The 24,007-nt window shown below is 69.6% G+C and carries 21 protein-coding genes and 2 tRNA genes; 7 read left to right on the top strand and 16 right to left on the bottom strand.

All coding sequences use genetic code 11. The annotated features are described in order from the left end of the window. Positions 1 to 781: 781 nt before the first annotated feature. Positions 782 to 857: transfer RNA gene (locus tag BM066_RS23855), tRNA-Ile, on the bottom strand. Between the two features lie 205 nt (positions 858 to 1,062). On the opposite strand from BM066_RS23855, the gene BM066_RS23850 reads away from it, so the two are divergent. Continuing rightward, complete coding sequence (locus BM066_RS23850; protein ID WP_089930827.1) at positions 1,063 to 1,830, top strand: SIMPL domain-containing protein; 768 nt, start codon at positions 1,063 to 1,065, stop codon at positions 1,828 to 1,830. Between the two features lie 182 nt (positions 1,831 to 2,012). Here BM066_RS23850 and BM066_RS23845 read toward each other — a convergent pair whose 3' ends face one another. Together BM066_RS23845 and panD are read right to left on the bottom strand one after the other, a co-directional pair. After that, positions 2,013 to 2,486, bottom strand: a complete 474-nt coding sequence (locus tag BM066_RS23845) for a hypothetical protein (protein WP_089930825.1) — start codon at positions 2,484 to 2,486, stop codon at positions 2,013 to 2,015. A gap of 2 nt (positions 2,487 to 2,488) precedes the next feature. Next, positions 2,489 to 2,845, bottom strand: a complete 357-nt coding sequence (gene panD, locus BM066_RS23840) for an aspartate 1-decarboxylase (RefSeq protein ID WP_089930823.1) — start codon at positions 2,843 to 2,845, stop codon at positions 2,489 to 2,491. Positions 2,846 to 3,058: 213 nt separating this feature from the next. On the opposite strand from panD, the gene BM066_RS23835 reads away from it, so the two are divergent. Then, positions 3,059 to 3,700, top strand: a complete 642-nt coding sequence (locus tag BM066_RS23835) for a hypothetical protein (RefSeq protein ID WP_089930821.1) — start codon at positions 3,059 to 3,061, stop codon at positions 3,698 to 3,700. 4 nt (positions 3,701 to 3,704) lie between these two features. Beyond that, complete coding sequence (locus BM066_RS23830; protein ID WP_089930819.1) at positions 3,705 to 4,610, top strand: M23 family metallopeptidase; 906 nt, start codon at positions 3,705 to 3,707, stop codon at positions 4,608 to 4,610. An 18-nt stretch (positions 4,611 to 4,628) separates the two neighbouring features. Here BM066_RS23830 and BM066_RS23825 read toward each other — a convergent pair whose 3' ends face one another. From BM066_RS23825 to glmU, 9 genes are all read right to left on the bottom strand, one after another. Next, entirely contained in the window at positions 4,629 to 5,327 is a 699-nt protein-coding gene (locus BM066_RS23825) for an Hsp20/alpha crystallin family protein (RefSeq protein ID WP_089930816.1), read from the bottom strand. A 140-nt stretch (positions 5,328 to 5,467) separates the two neighbouring features. Beyond that, positions 5,468 to 6,571 carry a class I SAM-dependent methyltransferase gene (locus BM066_RS23820; RefSeq protein WP_089930814.1) on the bottom strand — a complete coding sequence of 368 codons (1,104 nt, stop codon included), beginning with the start codon at positions 6,569 to 6,571 and terminating at the stop codon, positions 5,468 to 5,470. Positions 6,572 to 6,799: 228 nt separating this feature from the next. After that, entirely contained in the window at positions 6,800 to 8,590 is a 1,791-nt protein-coding gene (locus BM066_RS23815; protein WP_089930812.1) for a long-chain-acyl-CoA synthetase, read from the bottom strand. Between the two features lie 61 nt (positions 8,591 to 8,651). Then, positions 8,652 to 9,578, bottom strand: a complete 927-nt coding sequence (locus BM066_RS23810; RefSeq protein ID WP_089930809.1) for an aspartyl protease family protein — start codon at positions 9,576 to 9,578, stop codon at positions 8,652 to 8,654. Between the two features lie 69 nt (positions 9,579 to 9,647). Then, positions 9,648 to 11,027: a class II 3-deoxy-7-phosphoheptulonate synthase gene (locus tag BM066_RS23805; protein ID WP_089930807.1), complete on the bottom strand. Its 1,380-nt coding sequence runs from the start codon at positions 11,025 to 11,027 to the stop codon at positions 9,648 to 9,650. Positions 11,028 to 11,111: 84 nt separating this feature from the next. Beyond that, positions 11,112 to 12,374 carry an O-antigen ligase family protein gene (locus BM066_RS23800; RefSeq protein ID WP_089930805.1) on the bottom strand — a complete coding sequence of 421 codons (1,263 nt, stop codon included), beginning with the start codon at positions 12,372 to 12,374 and terminating at the stop codon, positions 11,112 to 11,114. Continuing rightward, complete coding sequence (gene gor / locus BM066_RS23795) at positions 12,371 to 13,765, bottom strand: glutathione-disulfide reductase (RefSeq protein ID WP_089930803.1); 1,395 nt, start codon at positions 13,763 to 13,765, stop codon at positions 12,371 to 12,373. Before gor ends, BM066_RS23800 begins: the two co-directional genes overlap by 4 nt. A gap of 75 nt (positions 13,766 to 13,840) precedes the next feature. Further along, positions 13,841 to 14,521 (bottom strand): ribose-5-phosphate isomerase RpiA, encoded by a 681-nt coding sequence (gene rpiA / locus BM066_RS23790; protein ID WP_089930801.1) that lies wholly within the window; start codon positions 14,519 to 14,521, stop codon positions 13,841 to 13,843. Further along, complete coding sequence (gene glmU, locus BM066_RS23785) at positions 14,518 to 15,897, bottom strand: bifunctional UDP-N-acetylglucosamine diphosphorylase/glucosamine-1-phosphate N-acetyltransferase GlmU (RefSeq protein ID WP_089930798.1); 1,380 nt, start codon at positions 15,895 to 15,897, stop codon at positions 14,518 to 14,520. Before glmU ends, rpiA begins: the two co-directional genes overlap by 4 nt. 69 nt (positions 15,898 to 15,966) lie before the next feature. Between glmU and gph the strand changes: the two genes are divergently transcribed. The 4 genes from gph (at position 15,967) to BM066_RS23765 (ending at position 20,764) form a co-directional block, all read left to right on the top strand. Then, on the top strand, positions 15,967 to 16,713 hold the full coding sequence (gene gph, locus BM066_RS23780) for a phosphoglycolate phosphatase (RefSeq protein ID WP_089930795.1): 747 nt from the start codon (positions 15,967 to 15,969) through the stop codon (positions 16,711 to 16,713). A gap of 46 nt (positions 16,714 to 16,759) precedes the next feature. Continuing rightward, a tRNA-Val gene (locus BM066_RS23775) sits at positions 16,760 to 16,834 on the top strand. A gap of 171 nt (positions 16,835 to 17,005) precedes the next feature. Next, on the top strand, positions 17,006 to 18,922 hold the full coding sequence (locus BM066_RS23770) for a hybrid sensor histidine kinase/response regulator (RefSeq protein ID WP_089930793.1): 1,917 nt from the start codon (positions 17,006 to 17,008) through the stop codon (positions 18,920 to 18,922). Between the two features lie 84 nt (positions 18,923 to 19,006). Further along, positions 19,007 to 20,764, top strand: coding sequence for a methyl-accepting chemotaxis protein (locus tag BM066_RS23765; RefSeq protein WP_089930791.1), 1,758 nt, complete (start codon positions 19,007 to 19,009; stop codon positions 20,762 to 20,764). A gap of 115 nt (positions 20,765 to 20,879) precedes the next feature. Here BM066_RS23765 and BM066_RS23760 read toward each other — a convergent pair whose 3' ends face one another. The 4 genes from BM066_RS23760 to BM066_RS23745 form a co-directional block, all read right to left on the bottom strand. Then, positions 20,880 to 21,995 (bottom strand): protein-glutamate methylesterase/protein-glutamine glutaminase, encoded by a 1,116-nt coding sequence (locus BM066_RS23760; protein WP_218150940.1) that lies wholly within the window; start codon positions 21,993 to 21,995, stop codon positions 20,880 to 20,882. A 17-nt stretch (positions 21,996 to 22,012) separates the two neighbouring features. Next, positions 22,013 to 22,873, bottom strand: a complete 861-nt coding sequence (locus tag BM066_RS23755; protein ID WP_089930789.1) for a CheR family methyltransferase — start codon at positions 22,871 to 22,873, stop codon at positions 22,013 to 22,015. Between the two features lie 70 nt (positions 22,874 to 22,943). After that, positions 22,944 to 23,432, bottom strand: a complete 489-nt coding sequence (locus BM066_RS23750) for a chemotaxis protein CheW (RefSeq protein WP_089930786.1) — start codon at positions 23,430 to 23,432, stop codon at positions 22,944 to 22,946. Further along, the coding region (locus BM066_RS23745) for a methyl-accepting chemotaxis protein (RefSeq protein ID WP_255367710.1) at positions 23,432 to 24,007 on the bottom strand (576 nt) is incomplete at its 5' end. The genes BM066_RS23745 and BM066_RS23750, both read right to left, overlap by 1 nt.

The raw sequence follows: 24,007 nt of genomic DNA, 5'->3' as shown, positions 1-24,007 counted from the left end.
TCGACGAAGTCAGGCGCTTCGCGTGGAGCCGTTATCCGCAAGGCCGGGGCGCGCGGGCCTTTTCCGCCCTTCACCCCACCCGGTTGTTCCCGCTGGATCTGTGCACCGCTTGATTTCAGAGGCGGGAGTGAGCCAACCAGGACCGGAGCGAACCCCACGACGGGCGGAGCCTTCCAGCGCGAAGACCCCGATGGGCGAGCTTACGTCCCTCGCCCTCTGATTAAGCTCGCCGACCGCAAACTCACGCGCCGCCGACAAGCCCCGCTCGTCCACCCCTGAAGACCGCATCGGTCGCTGGCCTCGCGCCCTCCCCGTGCCTTCAGGTGAGGTCATTATCAGGGTGGTTTGAAGGGGTGGGGACAGATTGGGGTCGAGAAAGTTCAAGCTCCTGAAATTGCTGAACTCTGTTCGCTATCCGCCGGGGACAGACGCCGAAAGACACGCTCCCCCAGAGGGACAGGACTCCCGATCAAACCGTCGTCCGATCGAACTCATCGACTCGCCGGCCTTCCAGCGATCCCAGATTTCAGCCCGCTGGGCCGCCGAGTAGTAGATGCGACGCCGCTGCTTCATCACCCACGCTCCCTCTCCGAAGAAAAGTTAGCGTGTTGCGTTCACCAGTTGAGCCCACCACCCTTCTCAGACGTTCGAAAGGTCCGCTCCAGCGCGATCCGGCCAAAGAAGCGGGCCCGGTTTCTGTTCAACTACCGGGGATAGCAAGATCGGGGTTAGACAAAAATCCATAATTACCCAATTGTTTCAATATTTTATGATGGAAGTTTGGTAGGCCTGGAGGGACTCGAACCCCCAACCAGACCGTTATGAGCGGTCGGCTCTAACCATTGAGCTACAGGCCCCCGTTGCGCGCGGCGCGCCCCGCTCCAGAAACGGAGCGCGGGAGGACGCGTCGATTAGCATGGGCTGCACGCGGCTTAAAGGTCCGGTTCAGGTTGAGCCTGTCAGGAATGCCACCGTCCGTCGTCGGTTCCGCTTGCCGGGGCCGGCGGACGGGACGATCAAGGTCGCGGCGCCTGTCCCCCAGCCGCATGGAGAACGACCACTATGACCGCCCCCACCGCCCGCCGCTCGCTCCCCCTGGCGGCGTCCTTCCCCCTGGGCATCGCCCTGGCCGGCGCCCTGCTGGCCTCCGCCGCCGCCCTGCCCGCCCAGGCCCAGACCGCCGACGCGGCCTTCCGCGCCACGACGCTGAACCTGTCGGCCTTTGGCGAGAGCAAGGTGACCCCGGACCTGGCGACCATCACCCTGGGCGTCCAGACCGACGCCCCCACCGCCGCCGGAGCCCTGTCGGCCAACGCCGCCCAGATGACCAAGGTCGTCGCGGCGCTGAAGAAGGCCGGGATCGCCGAGCGCGACATCCAGACCTCGGGCCTCAACGTCAATCCGCAATATGTCTACGTGCAGAACGAGCCGCCCAAGCTGAACGGCTACCAGGCCAGCAACCAGGTGACGATCCAGGTGCGCGACCTGGCCAAGCTGGGCCAGACGGTGGACGCCACGGTCAACGCCGGGGCCACCAACGTGGGCGGAATCAGCTTCGGCCTGCAGGACCCGCAGGCGGCCGAGGACGCGGCGCGGCTGGACGCGGTCAAGGCCCTGCAGGCCAAGGCCGACCTCTACGCCCGGGCCGCCGGCTACAAGATCGTCCGCCTGGTCAGCCTGGGCGAGGGCGGCGGCTACACCCCCGCCCCGCCGATGCCGATGTACGCCGCCATGGCCAAGCGCGAGATGGCCGCCGACAGCAGCCCGGTCTCGGCCGGCGAGCTGAAGGTGCGGATCGACGTCTCGGCGACGTACGAGCTGGCGAAATAGTCACCCGGGCCCCCTCTTCCCTTGCGGGAGGGGGCGGCCCCGGCGAAAGCCGGGGTCGGGTGAGGGGTTGAAGACTGCAGAAGCCGCGCCCTGTCGAAAGACCGGACGCGGCTTTTGATTTCCGAGAGCCCCCTCATCCGTCAGCTTCGCCGACACCTCGCCCCGCAAGGGGAGAAGGAACTTTAGAGCCCCGCCTTCGCGAACGCCTCTTCGACCCGCTCCTGGACCTCGCGGCCTGGCAGGGCGCGTTCGCCCTCCATCACCGCGACATAGGACAGGCCCCGGTCCGGCTTGCCCGCCCCGACCGGCACGGGCCCCGTGGCCCAGCCGACGGTGTTGGCGCCGGGCCCCGACGGGCAGCTGGCGAAGCGGGCCGGCTTGCCGATCGCGCCTTCCAGCACGGTCTGGGCCGTGGTGGTCGCGCCGTCGCAGGTCGGCAGGTTGCGGGCGCAGGTGATGTAGCCGCCGCCGGTCCAGACCACCTTGCCGGCCTTGTCGGCCAGCAGCACGCAGGTGTTGGGCCCGCCGATGGCGCGGCCGACGGCTTCCGACAGCTGCTGCTCGTCGACGCCCTTGGGCAGCCTGGGCGAGCAGCTGGCGAGGGGTGCGGCGAGGACGAGGCCCGCCGCGATCAGCAGGACGGCGGGACGACGCATGGTCAGGCGGCCTTCTTGATGCGGTTGCCGTCTTCCAGCAGCACCACGGTCGGGGCGTAGTTGCGGGCCTCCTCGGCCGGCATCTGGCAGTAGCTGACCACGATCACCGTGTCGTTCTTCTGCACCAGGCGGGCGGCCGCGCCGTTGACGCCGATGACCCTGGAGCCGCGCGGCGCGGCGATGGCGTAGGTGGTGAAGCGCGCGCCGGTGGTGATGTTCAGCACGTCGACCTGCTCGTTGGGCAGGATGTTGGCGGCCTCGAGCAGGTCGGTGTCGATGGCGATCGAGCCTTCGTAGTCGAGATCGGCCTGGGTGACGGTGGCCCGGTGAAGCTTGGCCTTCATCATCGTCAACAGCATGGCGATATCCCCTTATCTTTTTGAAACGCTTCGGGATTTCCCGGGTCGCCACACACATGACCCGTGATTGGTCCCGGCCATATAGACAGGAAGCGGCCCGCGTTCAATCGCGTCGCCCCCGGGAGGCGGCGAAGCGCTCGGCGTTAACCCTGGTTAACAGCAGCGCTTGGGCGCCCTATGGTCGGGATAACGGCGTGATGCGAGGGGGCTCTCATGCGACTGGCGACGGGTTTGGTGCTGGGCGGAATCCTGGCGGCGGGAGCGCTGGGGGCGGCGCTGTCCCAGACGCGGATCGACCCGACGACGGGTGCGGCGGCGCCGACGCCGACGCGGCGGCCCGGCCTGGCCGTTCTGAACCGGGCCCCGCCGCGCGGCGGCCAGGTCGACTGGAAGGCGGCGATCGGCGGCCTGCGCCAGACCGGCGGGACCAATCCCGCCCCCAACCTGAACCCGGCCGCCGTCGACATGACCCGCGTGCCGATCCTGCTGCCCACCGACGCCGACCTGACGGCCGGGGCGCGGATCTATTCGTTCGGCGACTACTATACGATCACCGCCGACGCGCCGGGCGCGGGCGTCTCGCTGAGCGGCACGACCGCCGTGGTCCCCCTGCCCGCCGACACCCCGCTGAAGATCACTCCCATGGGACCGGAGGGCGCGACCTCGCAGCGCACGGTCGACGGCCAGCTGATCAGTTTCGTGCGCTACGGCGTGCTCTACACGGTCGAGGTGCGCTGCGACGCGCCGACCGACCCGCGCTGCGCCGACGACAACTACGCCCGCGGCCTGGCCGCCAAGACCACGGCCGTGGTGATGGGCGCCGCCGCCCGCGCCGCCGCCGGCCTGGGGGGCTGAGGCGATGCGCAGGCTGCTGCTGCTGTCTCCCCTGGTCCTGGCCCTGGCGCTGGGGTCCTGCGACGACAAGACCAAGCCCGCCCAGACCGGTCCCGGCGGCGAGGTCAAGACGCCGGCCTCGCCGCAGCCCGGCCCGCCGACGCCCGACGACCCGCCGTCCGACGGCGGCGCCGAGCAGCCGTCCAGCGAGCCGATCCCGCCCGCGCCCGGTCCGCCGGCCCAGCCGCCGTCGCCGCCCGCCCCGTCGCCCGCGACCTTCGCGCACGAGCCCGCCGGGGCGATCCCGGCCGGCCAGGGTTCCGGTTATCTGGACCGCACGGTGTGGTCGCCGGCCATGTGCTGGCCGCTGCAGGACGACGCCTTCGCCAATTCCCAGGTCTACGGCCACGGCGGCGGCAAGGGTCCGGCCGGGACCGGCCAGTGCGACCAGGCCAATTACAGCCTGCCCTGGCGCGACACCTTCTGCGAGGCCCGCTCGCGCGACAATCCGCTGTGCGCCGGCGGCGGAACCGGCCACCAGGGCCAGGACATCCGGCCGGCCGCCTGCAAGAAGAACCAGTACTGGGCGGTGGCGGCCGAGACGGGCGTGATCACCGACATCGGCAGCTACACCGTCACCCTGACCGCCTCGGCCGCGCCGCACCGGGTCTATCGCTACCTGCACATGCAGATGGCGGCGCTGGCGGTGAAGGAGGGCGACACGGTCGCGGCCGGCCAGAAGCTGGGCAAGGTGTCCAACGACTTCGGCGGCACGCCCACCACCATCCACCTGCATTTCGAACTGCGAGCCGGGGCGGCGGGGGCGACCACCGACGGCAAGCCCGTGGTGCTGCACACCTTCCTGCCGCCCTATATGAGCTTGGCCGAGGCCTATCAGCGCAAGCTGAACGGAGGGACCTGCGGGGGATAGGCGTCCCCCTCGCGCCCCTCAGTGGCGCACCCCGGTCCGGGGCGGCTCGGGCTGCGGCGGCGCGTCGACCTTGGGCAGGAGGATCTCCAGGACGCCGTTGCGCAGCGAGGTCGTCATCCGCTCCCGGGCCACGCCGGGCGGCAGGGTGAAGCTCCGCTCGAACTGCCCGAACCAGCGTTCGCTGCGCCGGTAGCCCTGGGTCGCCTCGCCCTCTTCCCGTCGCTTCTGGCCCTGGATCCTGAGCATGTCGCCGTCGGTCGAGACGCTGACGTCGCTCTCGGTCAGGCCCGGCAGTTCGACCGATACGAGATAGGCGCCGGCCTGTTCCTTCACGTCGACCGACGGCAGATCCAGGAACGCCGACGGTCCCAGGAACCGCGGGAGCATCGCCGGACGCAGGCCGCTGGCCGCCTCGCGCCAGAACTCGTCGCTCCAGCGCGTCATGCTGGACAGGAACGCCTGGAAGGGCTCGAACGCATGCTCCCACAGGCGTGTCGAGGCCTGCATCGCCTCACGGCTGGCCGCGGCCAGGTCTCCGCCTTCCTGGGTGAGGTTGATGTCGCCTTCCCTGGCCTCGGCCGTCGGCCGGCCGGGGGGCGCCGCGCCGGTTTCACCAGCTGGCTGAAACGACGCCGGTTCGGCCGGCGGGGCCCGGGCGGTCCCGGCGGAGGGCTTCGCGGAAGGCGTGGGCGTGGGGTCGTGTCGAGGATCGGCCATGACGGCGCTCCGAAGATTATCCTCCCGACTAAGCCCGATAATCTACACCTCCGCCCGTCCGCGAAACAGCCCCGGGGCCGATCACAACATCGTCCCGGGACTTGACGATCCAGGCCGCCTCCCCGCCCCCGCCCTACCTCTCAGGGCCGGACCTCGAACACCAGGTTGAACGGGGTCTGGGCCACGCGGCGGAAGCGGGTGAAGCCGGCGTCCTGGCAGACCTTCCTCAGCCGCGCCTCGCCGGCCTGGGCGCCCAGGCCCAGCCCCACCTCCTGGCTCAGCGACGCCGGCGTGCAGAACATGGTCGAGGCCGCGTAGAACATCCGGCCGACCGGGTTGAGGTTGTCGGTCATCTCGTCATTGGCGAACGGCTCGACCAGCAGCCACGTGCCGTCGGGGTCGAGGCTGGCGCGGATATGGGCCGCCGCCCCCACCGGGTCGCCCATGTCGTGCAGGGCGTCGAAGATGCAGACCAGGTCGTAGTGGTCGCCCGGGAAGGCCTTGGCCGCCGCGGTCTGGAACACCGCGCGGTCCCCGACGCCCTCGGCCTCGGCGGTCTTCCGGGCCTGGTCGACGGACGGCGCGTGATAGTCGAAGCCGAAGAACCGGGAGTTGGGGAAGGCCCGGGCCATCAGGATGGTCGAGGCCCCGTGGCCGCAGCCGACGTCGGCGACCACCGCGCCCCGCTTCAGCTTGGCCTCCACCCCGTCCAGCGCCGGGATCCAGCTCGACAGCAGGTTGGCGTTGTAGCCCGGCCGGAAGAACCGCTCGGTCCCCCGGAACAGGCAGGCGTGATGCTCGTGCCATCCGACGCCGTCGCCGGACTTGAAGGCCTCGGCGATCTTCGGCTCGTCGCGGAACATGGCGGCGATCACGTCGAAGCCGCCGGCCAGAAACACCGGCCCGCCCTCGTCGGCGAACACCATGGTCTGCACCGGATCCAGGGAGAACAGATGCTGGTCCTCGTCATAGGTCACGTAGCCGGCGGCGGCCTGGCCGGCGAGCCATTCGCGCATGTACCGCTCGGTCGTGCCGGTGCGGGCCGCCAGCTGGGCAGGCGTGGCCGGACCGCCGTCCGCCAGGGCGCGGTAGAGCCCCAGGTGATCGCCCAGCAGCACCAGGGCGGCCGACATCGCCGCCCCCATGTCGCCGACCATCTTGCCCATGAAGTCGTCGAGCCCTGCCGGGCTGGTCTGCGGAAGCGGACCCGCGGGGTCCGTGGGCGGGGATTGTTCCGTGAGCATGATGACCTCCGATCGTCGGCGCGCAAAGCGAGGCCGGGCCGAGGTCACGCCTGTTCGGCCCGAAGACGCGAAAGGACCTCGATCCTACGCCCAGCGACCGGAGCGCCCAAGGCCTATTGCGGCGCTAGAACCACCGCCGGGCCGATAAACGCCCTTCGCCCACAGCCCTAGATGCGCGTCGACCGAGGGTCGCCGGAAGGTGGCGGCCAAAGGTCCCTCGAAGCGGCTCTACAGCCGGTAGCCGCCCGCCAGGATCTTGGCGTGGACGGCCTTGGTCAGCTTCACATAGCCCTTGGCCGGATCGCGGAAATACAGCGGATCCTTGATCCTGGCCGGGTCGAAGCCTTCCTGGACCAGGTCGATCTTGCGGTACTTGAAGGTGCCGGTCGTCTCGATCTCGGGCTGCAGGCGCACGAAGATCGGCCGGGCGTAGGCCGGCAGCTCACGGTCGACATAGTCGGCCAGGGCGTCGACCTCGAACTCTGGGCCCACGACCAGCGAGGCCATGCCCGCCTTGCCGTCCAGCTCGCCCACCGGCACGCCGTAGACATTGACCTCCTTGACGCCGGCCACCGCCGACAGGCGTTCGGACACCTCGCTGGTGGCGACGTTCTCGCCCTTCCAGCGGAAGGTGTCGCCGATACGGTCGACGAAATAAAGATAGCCGTCGCCGTCGGCGCGCATCAGGTCGCCGGTGCGGAACCAGGCGTCGCCCTTCGCGAAGACGTCGTGCAGGATCTTCTTCTCGGTGGCGGCCTTGTCGGCGTAGCCGGTGAAGTTGGAGCGGGCGTCGCTGGCGATGTGGCCGATGCATTCGCCGATCTCGCCGGGCGCGGCCTCGATACAGCAGCCGTTGGCGCTCCGCACCGGGGTCTCGGTCTCGACGTCGAACTTGACGATGCGGATGTTGAACTTCCCGCGCAGATAGCGCGGGACGCGGCCGATGGCCCCGCGCCGGCCGTCGAAATTGAACAGCGAGACATTGCCCTCGGTCGCGCCGTAGAACTCCAGTACGCCGCCAACCTTGAAGCGGTCGAGCATCACGTCCCAGACGTCCGGACGCAGGCCGTTGCCGAAGATCAGCCGAATCTTGTGGGCGTGCTCGTTGGGCGTCTCGGGGTGGTTGGCCAGGTATCGGCACAGCTCGCCGATATAGACGAACATCGTGCAGTTGCCGGCCACCACGTCGTCCCAGAAGGCGCTGGCCGAGAACTTCTTGCGCAGCACCACCGCGCCGCCGTTCAGCAGGGCCGCGCCCATGGCGCACAGGCCGCCGGTGGCGTGATAGAGCGGCAGGGTCACATAGATGCGGTCGGTGGCCCGCGCGTCGGTCGAACCGGCGAAGCCGCGCATGTAGAGCTGGGCCCGCATGTGGGTGATGCGCGCGGCCTTGGGCAGGCCCGTGGTGCCGCTGGTGAAGATGTAGAGCGCGGTGTCCTTGGCGGTCAGGCCGTTGCGGGCCGTCAGGCGGTCGGGACGCAGCTGGCTACAGCTCTTGAGCGCATTGGCCAGATCGCGCTGGTCGCCGTGCGCCGGCCCCAGCACCCACTGCTGGACGTGCCGTTCCAGCGCGCCCTTCACCTGCTCGAAACAGGGCGAGGTCTCGGGATCGACGATGCAGTGCAGGGCCTGGGAGATGTTCAGGCAGTGGGCCAGGGCCGGCCCGGTCAGCTGGTTGTTGATCAGGGCGGTGGCCACGCCGACCTTCGACAGGCCGTACCAGATCGCCAGGTATTCCAGGCGGTTGGGCATGAACAGGGCCACGGTCTGACCGCGGGTGATGCCCTGCCCCTTGGCCCAGTGGGCGTAGCGGTTGGCGATGGCGTCCAGTTCGGAATAGGTGACCGACTTGCCTTCGAAAACGATGGCCTGGCTGTCGCGCCACCGGTCGACCGCGGCTTCCAGATCGTCGCAGATCAGGTTGGGACTGTCCGGCGCGATGGATTTCACGCGCTTGAGCGTGCGCGAGAGCCCCTTCAGGAACTTCAACTCGCGTTTCAACCTGGCCGGCAAACTCATCGACGCACTCCGTTCAAACAACCATTGGAGAGCGGCGGGCGGCCGGTCAAGACGTCGCAGACTATCCGTAGCCCGATGTAGGCTGCAGACGGAAATGCACTTGTCCCCGGGTGAAATCCAGAGCAACCGACTCGAACGTGTTGAGGACGTCCACCCCGATCAGAAGTGCGGGATGGCGTGACAGCCCCCAATAATCGAAAGTGTGAATGGGCCCAAAAACCACCGGCACGGTCGTCAGGATCAGGTTCCCGAGTTGCAGGCGCTTAAATGCGGCCAGTCGGCCCTGCATGGTCTGGCCCGTAACGCTTCTGACTTCGATGTCGGCCCAATCTCGCATCAAGGCCTTGTACTTGACGGCCTTTTCCAGAAGCGCGGAATTGCCGATCGTCATGGTCGATCCGGTGTCCAGGTAGGCCATGGTCGTGATGCCCATAACCCGAGCGTCAATCAGGTGAAGGCCGCTGCGCTGACTTCTGACCGGCACGGTCACCGTTCGGGAATCGGTCATGGGTAGCCTGGAGCCCAGAAACATCTGACGGCGGGCAAAATCCAACGTCAGTCCCTGCTCGCCCAACCAATCCAAGCCAAGAACGCCCTGCGCGCCGAGGTTCATCTGGGGCAGGACCGACATCGTCAACTTTCGCCGGACGCGACCGCCAACCGCCACGGCGTCCATCTGCACCGTATCGACCAGCTCGGCGCCCGCCACGCCGTGCATGTTGACCTGTTGGCCGCGCGCCAGGTCCAACTGCGCGACCACCTCGCTCGAGACGACCGAAGCATTGGCGCCCGTATCGATCATAAAGGAAAAAGGCCCGATCCCGTTCAGCTTGACGAGGACCGTCATGCGGCGGGCCGGATCCAAAACACCAGTGGGCTGAGAAAGCCCAGGTTCGACCAGATGCCGGCCCCAGGCGGGAAACGCTGGCAGAGCGCCCAGCATCAGCGATCCAACCAAAAGTCGCCGCGTCGCTGCGGAACTGTCCATGGCCAGCCTTCCTCCAAGAAGGGAGGCTACACCCGGGGACGAACCTTCACCAGCTTTGATATACCCTTGTTATCCTGCAGCAAGGCGGCGCTGGTCGTCGCGCGCCGACTTCAGCTTCTCGGCCACCAGGAACGCCAGCTCCAGGGCCTGTTCGCCGTTCAGGCGGGGGTCGCAATGGGTGTGGTAGCGGTCGGCGAGATCGCCTTCCGACACCGCCCGCGCGCCGCCCAGGCACTCGGTGACGTTCTGGCCGGTCATTTCCAGGTGGACGCCGCCGGGGTGGACGCCCTCGGCGTGGGCCACCTCGACGAAGGTCTTCACCTCCGAGAGGATGCGGTCGAACGGCCGGGTCTTGTAGCCGGTCGAGGCCTTCAGCGTGTTGCCGTGCATCGGGTCTGTGGCCCAGACCACCGAACGGCCGGCGGACTTGGTCGCCTTCATCAGGCGCGGCAGGCGGTCGGCGATCTTGTCCGAGCCGAAGCGGCCGTACAGGGTCAGGCGGCCCGGCTCGTTCTGCGGGTTGAGCACGTCGATCAGCCGCAGCAGGTCGTCGCCTTCCATGGTCGGGCCGCACTTCAGGCCGATCGGATTCTTGACGCCGCGCATGAATTCGATGTGGGCGCCGTCCAACTGGCGGGTGCGCTCGCCGATCCACAGCAGGTGGGCGCTGGTGTCGTACCAATCGCCCGAGGTGCTGTCGACGCGGGTCATGGCTTCCTCGAAGCCCAGCAGCAGGGCCTCATGGCTGGTGAAGAACTCGACCCGACGCAGGTCGGGCTGGGTCTCCGGCGTGACGCCGACCGCCGCCATGAAGGTCAGGGCCTCGCTGATCTTTTCCGACAGCTCGCGATAGCGCGCGCCCTGCGGGCTGTCGCCCACGAAGCCCAGCGTCCAGCGATGGATGTTGTACAGGTCGGCATAGCCGCCGCTGGCGAAGGCACGCAGCAGGTTCAGCGTCGCGGCCGACTGGCCGTAGGCGCGAAGCAGGCGGTCCGGATCGGGAATGCGATCCTGCGGCGTGAACTCCATGCCGTTGATATTGTCGCCCCGGTAGGACGGCAGGGTCACCTCGCCGATCGTCTCGACCGGCTCCGAGCGCGGCTTGGCGAACTGGCCGGCGATGCGACCCACCTTCACCACCGGCTTGCCGCCGGCGAAGGTCAGCACCACGGCCATCTGCAGGATCAGGCGGAAGGTGTCGCGGATGTTGTCCGCATGGAATTCCTTGAAGCTCTCGGCGCAGTCGCCGCCCTGCAGCAGGAAGGCTCGCCCTTCCGCCACCTCGCCCAGGGCCGACTTCAGACGGCGCGCTTCGCCGGCGAAGACCAGCGGTGGCATCTGGCGAAGAGTCTGCTCGACACGCTCGACCGCGCCCATGTCCGGATAGTCGGTCGGCACATGCTTGGCGGGCAGGGCTCTCCACGACGACGGGGTCCAACGGCTGGTCATGACGGTCTCGAACTTCTCAAAAGGGAGCGGCTTTTATCCCAACCGCGACCCAAAGGCAAAATCGTTGCGACGAAAACGGAAAAATCAGCTCACAGGGGCAAGTTCATCCAGGGCGATCCATTGCGGTTCGTCAACCGCGCGCGCCAGGCCGCAGGCGATCAGCGTCAGGGCGCCCAGACCCAGCCACCATTCCTGCCAGACCCCGAAGCTCAGCCCCCCGATCACCAGATAGGCGACCAGGGCGGCGGCGGCCATCGCCGCCTCGGTCCGGGATTCCCGGCTCAACCGCACCACGCCGTAAGCCAGCCAACAGAAGAACACCCCCGCCAGGGCCGCGCCGATCGCGCCGAGCTCCAGCCACAGCTGAAGCTGCGCGTTATGGGTATGCAGCGGGATCGCCGGGCCGAAGGTGCGGCTGGCGTCCAGCCCCCAGCCGCGGAACGGATGGATCTGCACATGATCGGCGGCGAAGGTCCAGATGTTCAGCCGGGCGTCCCAGGAGGCCGGTACCAGCCGGTGCAGCCAGGCGACGACGCCGGTCTGGACGCCCACCAGCACGGCGAGAGGGGCCAGCACGAACGGCGCGGCCACCAGTCCGATCAGCACCTTTGCGGCCGTCTGTCCGAAGCCATAGACCAGCAGCCAGACCAGTCCGCCCGCGGCCAGGGCCAGCAGGCAGGCGTCGGAGCTGCAGATCACCGAGGTCACGACTATCCCCGCGGCCAGAAGCCAGATCAGGCCCGGACGCGACAGGCGCGACAGGATCAGCGCCGCCGGCCAGAACAGCAGCGCCAGGACGTAGGTCGACAGCGAAACCTTGACCATCGCCAGGTCCGGCCGGATCGCCTGGCCAGTCGCCAGGTGTAGTTTCTGATAGACCGCCGCGCCGGTCAGCGAGTCCAGGGCGGCCACGGCGGCCAGCGCCGCCATGCCATAGGCCAGCACCGCGGCCGCCCGTCGTGCGCCGGCGTCGGACAGTCCCCGCAGGGCCACCACCGCCGCGCCGTAGGTCGCCAGCTGCAGGAACAGCTTCAGGGCGGTCAGGCTCTCGATGTCGCCGTAGTCCTTGAGCTTCGACACATCGATCGTCTCGGGGCTCCAGCTCATGCTGACCGCCGCCCACAGGGCCAGGACCACCAGGATCAGCAAGGGCGGCGCGGCGGCGCGCGTCAGCCTCAGACCCGGCAGGGCCAGCAGCCCCGCCAGGGCCAGCAGCGGCGCGAAGCCCAACGGCGCCAGATAGGCCAGCAGCGGCGTCATCACCGCCAGGAACATCGCCACGCCGCTCAGCCAGGGCGTGCGACGCGCCGGGGCTTCCGTCGGTTCGATCGAAGATGTCGCGGTCATACGGTTCCCATTTCCGACGGCACGTACTTCTCGCGCATGGTCACCAGCTCCTCGGCCAGGGTCGGGTGGACCGCGCAGGTGGAATCCCACTGCGGCTTGGTCACGCCCATCTTCACCGCGATGGCCGCCATCTGGATGATTTCCGGCGCGTCCGGACCGACCACATGCACCCCCACCACCCGCTGGTCGTCCGGCTTGACCACCAGCTTCATCAGGCAGCGATCCTGACCGCCGTAGAAGGTGCTTTTCATGGGCCGGAAGACCGCGCGATAGATGTCGACCTTGCCGAACGCCTGGCGCGCCTGCGCCTCGCTCATGCCCACCGCGCCGACCGGCGGCTGCGAGAACACCGCCGAGGCGACCATGTCGTGGTCGAAGGTGGTGGGATTGTCGTGGAACTCGGTCTGGGCGAAGGCCGCGCCCTCGCGGATCGCCACCGGCGTCAGATTGATGCGGTCGGTGACGTCGCCGACCGCCCAGATGTTGTCGACGGTCGTCCTGGAATAGTCGTCGACCACGACCGCCCCGCGGTCATTCAGCTTCACCCCCACCTTCTCCAGGCCCAGGCCCGCCACATAAGGGTCGCGGCCGGTGGCGAACATCACCGCATCGGTTTCGAAGGTCAGCTCGTTGTTGAACGTGCTGAGCAGGCCGTGCTCGGTCTTTTCCAGGCGCTCGTGCGAGCAGCCCAGCACCACCTTGATCCCGCGCTTCTCCAGCTCGTCGGCCAGGTGCGAGCGCACGTCGTCATCGAAGCCGCGCAGGATGTTGGCCCCGCGGTAGCAGAGCGTGGTTTCCACGCCCAGGCCGTTGAAGATGCTGGCGAACTCGACGGCGATATAGCCCCCGCCCACCACCATCACCCGCTTGGGCAGCTCCGGCAGGTGGAAGGCCTCGTCCGAGGTGATGCCCAGCTCCGCGCCGGGGAAGTCCGGACGCCAGGGCCGGCCTCCGGTGGCGACCAGGATCTTGCGGGCGGTGTAGCGGCCCGCGTCCTTGGACCCCGACTTGGGCAGCACCTCGACGGTGTGGGCGTCGACGATCTCGGCCCGGCCATGCAGCAGGTGAGCGCCGGCCTTCTGCAGGTTGGTGACATAGATCCCCGACAGGCGGGCGATCTCGACGTCCTTGTCGTGCAGGAAGCCCTTCCAGTCGAAGCTGGCCTCGCCGATCGTCCAGCCGTAGCCCTTGGCGGTCTTCAGCTGGGCCTTCACCTCGCTGGCGTAGACCATGAACTTCTTGGGCACGCAGCCGCGGATCACGCAGGTGCCGCCCACGCGGTACTCCTCGGCCACCGCCACCTTGGCGCCGCTCATCGCCGCCACGCGCGCGGCGCGCACGCCGCCCGAACCGGCGCCGATGACGAAGAGGTCGAAGTCGTACTCAGCCATCGCGGGCGCTCCGGGTCGCGGGGTCGGGTCGGCCTTTCAGCGAAGCTGTGAGGCCGAAAGAGGGCGGATATGGGTCTAGGGGACCAGCTTGACCACCCCCTGGTCGGTGCCCAGCAGGGCTTCGTCCGCCAGGTCGAGGAACAGGCCGTGGTCGACGACGCCGGTCACGGTCTTCAGCGCCGCGCCCAGGGCGGCCGGCTCGGCGATCACGCCGGACGGCAGGTCATAGATCACGTTGCCGCCATCGGTGACCACGATGCCCCGGTCGGCCATCCGCAGGCGCGGCGGCAAGAGGTCGAACTCGGCGGCGATGTCGGCCAGGCGGTGGCCGGTATGGACGTGGCCGAAGCGCACCACCTCGATCGGCAGCGGGAACTTGCCCAGGGCGTCGACCTTCTTGGCGGCGTCGGCGATCACCACGCAGCGCTTGGACGCCTCCCAGACCAGCTTCTCGCGCAGCAGGGCCGCGCCGCCGCCCTTGATCAGCGACAGGCCCGGACCGACCTCGTCGGCGCCGTCTACGGTCAGGTCGATCGACTTGACGTCGTCCAGGGCCGCCAGCGGGATGCCCAGCTCGCGGGCCAGGTTGGCGGTGGCCTCGGAGGTCGGCACGCCGCGGATGTCCAGCTGGCGCGCCGCCAGGGCCTTGACGAACCAGGCCGCCGTCGAGCCGGTGCCCAGGCCCACGACCATGCCGGCCTCGACCAGCTGCGCCGCCGCCTCGCCCGAAATCCGCTTCTGATCGTCGGCGCTCATTTCGTATCCTTCTTGGCTTTGTTGGCCGCCTTCGCGGCCCGGAACCGGGTCGCCCAGCCCGGCTTGTCGCTCTGCACGCCGCGGCCCAGCGCCAGCGCGCCGTCCTCGACGTCCTTGGTGATCACCGAGCCCGAGCCGGTCATCGCCCCCTCCCCGACCCGCACCGGGGCCACCAGGGCGGTGTTGGAGCCGATGAAGGCCCCGGCCCCCACATGGGTCTCGAACTTGTCGAAGCCGTCGTAGTTGCAGAAGATCGTGCCGGCCCCGATGTTGGCCTTCGGGCCGACCGAGCCGTCGCCCAGGTACGACAGGTGGTTGGCCTTGGCCCCGGCCCCGACCGTGACCTTCTTGACCTCGACGAAGTTGCCGATGTGGGCGTCGGGACCGATCTCGGCCCCCGGCCGCAGGCGGGCGTAGGGACCGATCAGGGCCCTCTCGCCGACCGCCGCGCCCTCCAGATGGCTGAAGGCCTTGATCACCGCGCCGGCCGCGACGCTGACGCCGGGTCCGAAGACCACGAACGGCTCCACCGTGACGCCGGCGGCCAGCCTGGTGTCCCAGCTCAGGTGCACGGTGTCCGGGGCCGGCATGGTCACGCCCTCGACCAGGAAGGCGGACCGGCGGCCCGCCTGCCACACGGCCTCGGCGGCGGCCAGCTCGGCCTGGGAATTGACGCCCTGGACCGCGGCTTCGGGCGCGAACGCCGCGCGGGTCGACAGCGACCGGTCGTGGGCTAGGCCGACGACGTCGGTCAGATAGTATTCCTGGTTGGCGTTGTCGTTGCCGACATTGGCCAGCAGGTCGAACAGCAGGGCGCGGTCGGCGGCCAGGACGCCGGAATTGCAATGCTTGACCTGCTTGACCGTGTCGTCGGCGTCCTTGGCCTCGACGATGCGCAGCAGCACGTGGCCGGGGGCCAGGATCAGCCGACCGTAGGCGCCGGGATTGGCCGCCTCGAAACCCAGCACCGCCACGTCCGCGCCTTTCGCGCGCAGATCGAACAGGGGCTGGATGACAGGGGCGCTCAGCAGCGGGCAGTCGGCGAAGGTCACCACCACGTCGCCCTCGAAGTCGGCCAGGGCCTCGCGGGCGGCCAGCACGGCGTGGCCGGTGCCCTGGGGCGGGTCCTGCAGCACGGTCGCCCCCTCGCCGAGGCGCTTCCTGGCGTGCTCGCCGACCTGCGGGCTATGGGCGCCGACCACGACGACGATGCGCTGGCAGTCCAGGGCCTGGGCGGTGTCGATCGCGTGGTCCAGCAGGGTCCGTCCGCCGATCCGGTGCAGCACCTTGGGCGTCGGCGACTTCATCCGCGTGCCCTGGCCGGCCGCCAGGATGACGGCCGCGCGAGGACGAGGCGAAGAGACGGCGTTGGTCATGGGCGAAGCGACTCCCGAAGCGCGGACCAAAGTTGCATTAGCCGCGCGTTTAGCCGAAAGGCCAGAGCCATGCATGCCCAGAACGACATTCCCAAGGCCGAGATTGCGAACGACCAGATTCTGCGAGGGGCGACGATCGCCTTCGACCTCGACGGCACCCTGGTCGACACCGCCCCGGACCTGGTGGCCTCGCTGAACCTCATCCTCGCCGAGGAGGGCCTGCCGCCCCTGCCGTTCGACGACGTGCGCAAGATGGTCGGCCGCGGCGCCAAGGCCCTGCTGGAGCGCGGCTTCGCCGCCGCCGGCGCGCCGCTGGACGCCGACCAGGCCCCGGCCCTGGTCCAGCGCTTCATCGCTCTCTATCTCGGCCGCATCGCCCACGAGAGCGGCCCCTTCCCCGGCGTCGTCGACGCCCTGGTCGCCCTGCGCGCGGCCGGCGCCAGGCTGGCGGTCTGCACCAACAAGCTGACCCACCTGTCGGTCGCCCTGCTCGACGCCCTGGACCTGACCCAGTATTTCGACGCCGTGGTCGGCGCCGATGACGCTCCCGCCGCCAAGCCCGACCCGCGCCACCTGCTGGCCACCATCGCGGCGGCGGGCGGCGATCCGGCTCGCGCCGTGATGGTCGGCGACAGCATCAACGACGCCCTGGCCGCCAAGGCCGCCAACGTGCCGACCCTGCTGGTCACGTTCGGCTACACCGAGGCCCCGGTCGAGACCCTGGGCGGAGATCTGTTGATAGATGCGTTCTCCGACGTGCCGTCGGCCTGCATCACGCTTTTGACCTCTTGCGGTCGCGGAAACGCCGGGCTATAGGCCCGTCCCTCTCGCGGCGGGGTCTTTCGAGCCTCACCGACACGGCGGATGCGTAGCTCAGCGGGAGAGCACCTCGTTCACACCGAGGGGGTCACAGGTTCAATCCCTGTCGCATCCACCATTCCCCTTTTCCCCGACAGACAGGCGCGGCGCTCGATAGGCCGCCGCGGCGAACGGTCGCCCCCCGCGAAGGGCCGCCCTGACTTAACGGTCTTTTCAACGCGACCTGGGCATATGGCGCGGGCGAAGCCGTCCATCGCGGCGTCGCGCGTCATCTCGCAAGGGCATTAGCGTGCAGGGCCAGGCTTCCAGTGAACAGGACGGCGGCTACGGCGCGCTCGACATCCTGAACGCCAGCCAGGAATGCACCTGGATCCTGCGGCTCGACGGGACGATCGAGCACGCCAACCATCTTGCCCGGGCGATGTTCACGGCCAGGCCCGAGGATGCGGCGTCCTGGCGCGGGATCTGGCCCGAGGAGAGTCGCTTCTCGCTGGACCGCGCCGTCGACATCGCCCGCGCCGGACAGGTCGCCCATTTCCGCGCCTTCCTGGGCGACGGCCGGCGCCGGGCCTATTGCGACACGACGATCTCGCCGATGCGCGGCCGGGCCGGCGGGGTGATCCGCCTGCTGGCCTGCGCCCGCGACGTCACCGACCAGGTCGAGACCCTGGGTTTCCTGAAGACGGTCATCCAGCTTCTCCCGTCTCCCCTGACGGTCAAGAACGCCGAGGACGGCCGCTATGTCCTGATCAACCGGGCCGCCGAGGACGCCTTCGGTCTGGTCGCCGAGGAGGCGGTGGGCCGGACCGCCCCGGAGGTGCTGCCCGTCGCGATCGCCCGGACCCTGACCGGGGTCGAAAGCCGGGTTCTGCGGACCGGCGAGATGCAGGTCTGGGAGGAACAGGTCGGGCCCGACGCCGCGCCCCGCTACCTCCTGACCAGGACCTTGGCCACCTATGACGATATTGGCGCGCGCCACCTGATCACCCTGGGCGACGACGTCACCGCCAGCCGGCTGGCCAAGGCGACGCTGCGGGCGGCCCTGGACCAGGCCGAGCAGGCCAGCCAGGCCAAGAGCGCGTTCCTGGCCAATATGAGCCACGAGATCCGCACGCCGCTGAACGGCATCGTCGCGGGCGCCGACCTGCTGGCCAGGGGCGAGCTGTCGCCCAGGGCGCGCGAACTGGTCGAGATCATCGTCAATTCGGGCCGCAGCCTGGAGCGGCTGCTGTCCGACATCCTGGACCTGGTGCGCATCGAGGCGCGGCAGGTGGCCATCGACAACCAGCCTTTCGACCTGGGCGACCTGGCCCGTTCGGTCAGCGCCCTGTGCGCCCTTCGCGCCGAGGAGAAGGGCGTGCGCCTCGATGCGCGCATCGATCCGGCCGCCGAGCGGGCCGTGGTCGGCGACAGCGCCCGGCTGCGCCAGGTGCTGACCAACCTGATGAGCAACGCGGTCAAGTTCACCGACCACGGCCAGGTGCGGCTGGACGTCGCGCCGGAGGCGGACGGCCGCGTGCGCTTTTCCGTGCGCGACACCGGCATCGGTTTCGACGCCGCCGAGAAGGGCCGGATCTTCGAGCGCTTCCAGCAGGCCGACGCCTCGTTCACGCGTCGCTTCGGCGGCACGGGCCTGGGCCTGGCCATCTCGCGCGAGCTGGTCGAGCTGATGGGCGGCGTCCTGTGCTGCGACAGCACGCCGGGCGAGGGATCGACCTTCTGGTTCACCCTGCCCCTTCCCCTCCATCGCGCGGCGTCGGCCAAGGCGACGGCCGAGGCCGCGCCGGACGCCCCCGACATGCCCCGGGTCCTGGTGGCCGACGATCACCCGACCAATCGCAAGATCGTCGAGCTGATGCTGGCGGAGGTGGCCGAGATCTTCACCGCCGAAGACGGGCGCGAGGCCGTCGACCTGTGCGCCGCCATCGCGCCGAACCTGATCCTGATGGACATGCAGATGCCGGTGATGGACGGCCTGGACGCCGTCCGCGAGATCCGGGCGCGCGAGGCGGCGACGGGCGCGGCGCGGACGCCGATCATCATGCTGACCGCCAACGCCCGCCCCGAGCACGTCCGCGCCAGCCGCCAGGCCGGGGCCGACCTGCACCTGGAAAAGCCGATCACCAGCGCCATGCTGTTCTCGGCCATCGGCCGGGCCTTCGAGGCGGCCCAGGGCGCGCCGGAGATCCTGGCCGCGCGGGCCTGAACGACCACAAAAGACGCGCGATCTTTACCCGCCCTTCGCACATCTCCCGGCATGGTGCGGCAACAGCAATCATCCGGCGATTTCATGGGCTTGGCGTCTTCCTCCGCGGCTTTCGCAACGACCTTCCAGGCCCCTGTCCAGACCGACGGGGGGGCGCGGATCGGCGCGCGCCTGGAGGCCGCCCGCCAGGTGGTGGAAGCCCGCTTCCTCGAAGCCGGCGACGTCCTGTCGCGGGCCGTCGACGGGGTTGGCGCGCTGATCGCCGGCCTGGACGCCATCCGCGCCAATCTCGACGCCGAGACGGTGACGGCGACCACCGGCGACCTGGCCCAGGCCGCCGAAACCCTGAAGTCTCTGCCCCAGAGCCTGGACGCCCGCCGCGACCGCGTCGGCCAGTTGGTCACGTTCAGCGACGACCTGGCCGACCGCATCGCCGAGATGCGCCAGCACCTGGCCTATCTCCGGGTCTTCGCGATCAACATCAAGATCACCTCCGGCGGCATCGCCGCCGCCGGCCCCGAGTTCGCGATCTTCGCCCAGGAGATCTACGACTGCATCGAGATGGGCGGCGCCCAGCTGGACGCCCTCAACAACGACCTGACGAACCTGGACCAGACCCTGCGCGGCGCCCTGGCGCACGAGCAGAACCTGGCCCGGAGCTGCGCCGCCCTGCTGCCGGCGGTGCCCGACGCCCTGACGGCCAGCGCCGCCGCCATCGCCGACCACCACAGGCGGATCGCCGGCGTCGCCGTCAGCGTCGCCGCCCTGGCCCGCGAGGTCCAGAAGAAGGTCGGCGGCGGCCTGGCGGCCCTGCAGATCGGCGACATCACCCGCCAGCGGATCGAGCACGTCCAGGCGGGCCTGCGCTTTCTGGACGAGGCCGGCGAGATCGCCGCCCTCGCCCCCGAGCCGCGCCAGCGCGCCCAGGCCTTCGTGCAGCGGCTGCTGGGCGCCCAACTGGCCGCCATGGCCGACGATTTCCATCGCGAGGTCGCCCGCATCGGCCACAACGTGATCGGCATGGCCGCCGACGCCGCCGAGCTGCTGCGCCTGCGCGATCTGGCCTCGGGCCAGGCCGACGGGGCCGAAACCAACTTCCTGCGCGATCTGGAAGGCAATGTCGGACAGGCCTTGGGCCTGGTCGGCGACATGACCGCCGGCGAGCGGGCCGCCGAGGCGGTCAGCCGCTCGGCCGCCGTCTCGGCCCGCGAACTGACCGAGCGCATCGCCGGCATCCAGGACATCCGCGCCGATGTGCAGATGATGGCCCTGAACACCACGCTGAAATGCAGCCGCATCGGCGAGACCGGCAAGCCGCTGGGCGTCATCGCCGTCGAGCTGCGCCAGCACGCCATCCATCTGGAGAAGTCGGCCGCCCAGACCACCCGTTCGCTGGAAGGCCTGTTCGAGGCGGCCGAGACGCTGGGCCAGGGCGACGCCGGGCGCCAGGGCGAGGACGGCAAGGCCGCCGCCGCCGCCACGGTGCTGAGCGGCGCGGTCGCCCGGATCGGCAAGGCCGGCGACGGCGTCGACGAGGCCCTGACCGCCGCGGCCCGCCAAGGCGCCGACGTCGTCGACATGCTGCGCCGCGCCGCCGAGCGCTTCGACTTCCACAAGCAGATCGGCTCGGTCCTCGACACCGCCGCGAACGAACTTCTGGACCGGGCCGGCGACGACGAGATCTTCGCCGACGACGTCGCCCCCGCCCTGCGCCCCCTGCTCGACCGGCTGGCCAGGCAGTACACCATGGCCCAGGAGCGCGAGGTCCACCGGGCGCTGACCGAGAGCCTGGGCGAGGCGGCCGCGACGGAGGTCGCGGACGAGGACGACGGGCTGTTCTGAGGGGTTCGCGGAGAGACGCCCCCTCCGTCACGATGCGTATCCGCATCGCGCCACCTCCCCCGCTGCGCGGGTGAGGTGGCGGGCGAAGCCCGACGGAGGGGGCCTCCTCCCAGCCTTATCTACTCGCCGCCCGCAGCACCTCGCCCGCCAGGCCCGGCAGCGGAACCACCCGGTCGACGCAGCCCAGGGCGATGGCTTCCTTGGGCATGCCGAACACCACCGAGGTGGCCTCGTCCTGGGCCAGGGTGAAGGCGCCGGCCTGCTTCATCTCGGCCAGGCCGCGCGCGCCGTCGTCGCCCATGCCGGTCATGATCACGCCCACCGCGTTCGAGCCGGCCGAGCGAGTGGCCGAGCGGAACAGGACGTCCACGGACGGCCGGTGGCGCGAGACCAGCGGGCCGTCCTTGACCGAGACGTAATAACGGGCGCCGCTGCGCTCCAACAGGGTGTGCCTGTTGCCCGGCGCGATCAGCACGCGGCCGCGGCGGACGGTGTCGCCGTCCTCGGCCTCCTTGACCTCGACCGCGCACAGGCTGTCCAGCCGTCTGGCGAACGAGGCGGTGAATTTCTCGGGCATGTGCTGGACGATGACCATGCCGGGCGAATCCGGCGGCAGGCTTTCCAGCAGGACGCGAAGCGCCTCGGTGCCGCCGGTCGAGGCGCCGACGCAGACCACGCTCTCGGTGGTGCGAGCCATGGCCTTGGTCGCCCCGCCTTTTGGAACGGGCGGCGGCGGCAGCATGGCGTCGGCGGTCAGCTTCTTCTCGGGCTCGTGGCCCGCGCGGGTGAACTGGGGAACCGGGCGCCGGACCCCGGCCAGCTTGGCGCCGGCCGCGGCCTTGACCGCGTCGCAGATGCGGATCTTGGATTCCAGCAGATGGTCGGCCACCCCGACCTTCGGCTTCAGGATGATGTCGACCGCCCCCGCCTCCAGCGCCTGCAGCAGGGTCTCCGAACCCGCCTCGGTCAGGGACGAGCACATCACCACCGGGATCGGCTTCTGGGCCATCAGCTTGCGCAGGAAGGTGATGCCGTCCATGCGCGGCATCTCGACGTCCAGGGTGATGACGTCGGGGATCTCCTCGGCGATGCGCCGGGCGGCCACGAACGGATCGGACGCGACGCCCAGCACCTGGATCTGCGGATCGGATTCGAGGATCGAGGCCAGGGTCTGACGCACCGTGGCCGAGTCGTCGATGATCAGGACACGGATCTTTCGAACCACGGACATGGGCGTCGCTTCCGGGGCTATCGCTTCTGGAAGACCGTGTTGGCGATCTGGACCACGGGCAGGTCGATGCCGACGATCGACTCCGAGTGGCCCAGGAACAGATACCCGCCGGGCGCCAGATGGTTGCATAGCCGGCTCAGCACCCTGGCCTGGGTGGCCTTGTCGAAATAGATCAGGATGTTGCGGCAGAAGACGATGTCGAGGCCGGTCTCGATCGGATAGGCGTCGTCCATCAGGTTCAGGCGGCCGAAGGCCAGCTTGGACCGCAGGTGCGGCTTGATCCGCACCTCGTTGCGCGACGGATCGCGCGACCGCATCACGTAGCGCTGGCGGCGGGCCAGGGAGACCGGCTCGATCATCTGCTCGGAAAAGCGGCCGGCGATCGCCTGGCCCAGCACCTCGGTGCAGATGTCGGTGCAGAGGATCGAATAGTCCATCCCGCGCCGAGTCTCGCAGAACTCGTCCAGGATCATGGCCAGGGTGTAGGGTTCGGCGCCGGTCGAGCAGGCCGCGCTCCAGACCCTGATCTCCTTCTTCCCCTTCGCGGCCAGGGCCGGCAGCCCCTTGGCGACCAGGAAGTCGAAATGGACCGGCTCGCGGAAGAACTCGGTCTTGTTGGTGGTCACCGCGTCGATCAGGTGGATGACCTCGGCCTCCATCCCGTTCTCCTCGAACAGGTAGCGGCAATAGGCGTTGACGTCGGCGATCCGCGTCGCCCGCATCCGGCGGCGCAGGCGGCCTTCCAGCATGGTGCGCTTGTTGGCCGGCATCTTGATGCCGCTGTAGTCGTGGATGAACGTCGCCAGGCGCTGGAAATTCCTGGCGCTCAACTGTTCGATCTCGGGGGCCTGCAGCACGGCGGCGGCTTGTCTCGACACGGGCGTCTCCGTTCGCGGCGTCGGCGCCGCTGTTGTTCGGGCGGCCCGTTCAGGGCCGCCGGGCGCGGTCTCAGGCGGCCTGGCCGAGGGCGGCGGCGTCCTGGCTGGTCAGCAGGCGCCCCAGGTCGAAGATGACCACGAAACCGCTGTCGCCGGCGGCGGCCTCGCGGCGCACCACGCCCTGGATGTATTCCGAGCGCCACGGCACGCCGATGTCGGGCGCCCCTTCGATCTGGCCTTCCGAGAAGGCCACGACCTCGATCACCCGGTCGGCGATCAGGCCCAGCGACAGCACGCGGTCGTCCAGCGGCACGTCCAGCACCAGGATGCGCGTGGCGCCGGTCGGCTCGACGCGGGGCAGGCCCAGCTTCAGCCGCAGGTCGATGGTCGGCGTGCCCCGGCCGCGCACGTCGGTCAGGCCCATCAGGTAGTCGGGCCCCTCCGGGATCGCGAACGGCGGCTGGTAGTCGAGAATCTCGCGCACGTGGGCGACCGAGACGGCGAAGACCTCGGCGCCCAGGCCCAGGGTGACGAACTGGCGATCGGCGGGACCGGCCATCAGGCGTATTCCCGGAAGTCGGCGTCGTCGGCGTCGGGGCCGCCGTTGGTCAGGTCCAGGGCGAAGCCCCCGGCCCGGGCCTGCTGGGCGGCGACCGTCTGGCGCGGCGCCGCGGCGGTCGGCTTGCGGGCGGCGGGCGCGACGGGACGCTTGGGCGCGGCGGCGGGGCGCGAGGCCGGGCGACGCGAGGCGCCGCCGCCAGCGCTGGTGCGGAAATAGGCGATGGAGGCCTGCAGCTCCTCGGCCTGGGCGGCCAGCTCTTCGGAGGTGGCCGACATCTGCTCGGACGCGCTGGCGTTCTGCTGGGTGACCTTGTCCAGCTGCTGGATGGCCTCGTTGATCTGGCTGGCGCCGATGTCCTGCTCGCGGCAGGCGGCGCTGATCTCGGCGACCAATTCGGCGGTCTTGCGGATGTTGGGCACCAGGGTGGTCAGCATTTCGCCGGCCGACTGGGCGGCCTTGACCGTGTCCGACGACACCGCGCCGATCTCGGTGGCGGCGGTCTGCGAACGTTCGGCCAGCTTGCGCACCTCCGAGGCCACCACCGCGAAGCCGCGGCCGTGTTCTCCAGCCCG

Origin of the sequence: Caulobacter sp. UNC279MFTsu5.1 (assembly GCF_900114015.1) — a bacterium.
Taxonomy (GTDB): domain Bacteria; phylum Pseudomonadota; class Alphaproteobacteria; order Caulobacterales; family Caulobacteraceae; genus Caulobacter.
This window is presented reverse-complemented; position numbering and strand designations above follow the sequence as displayed.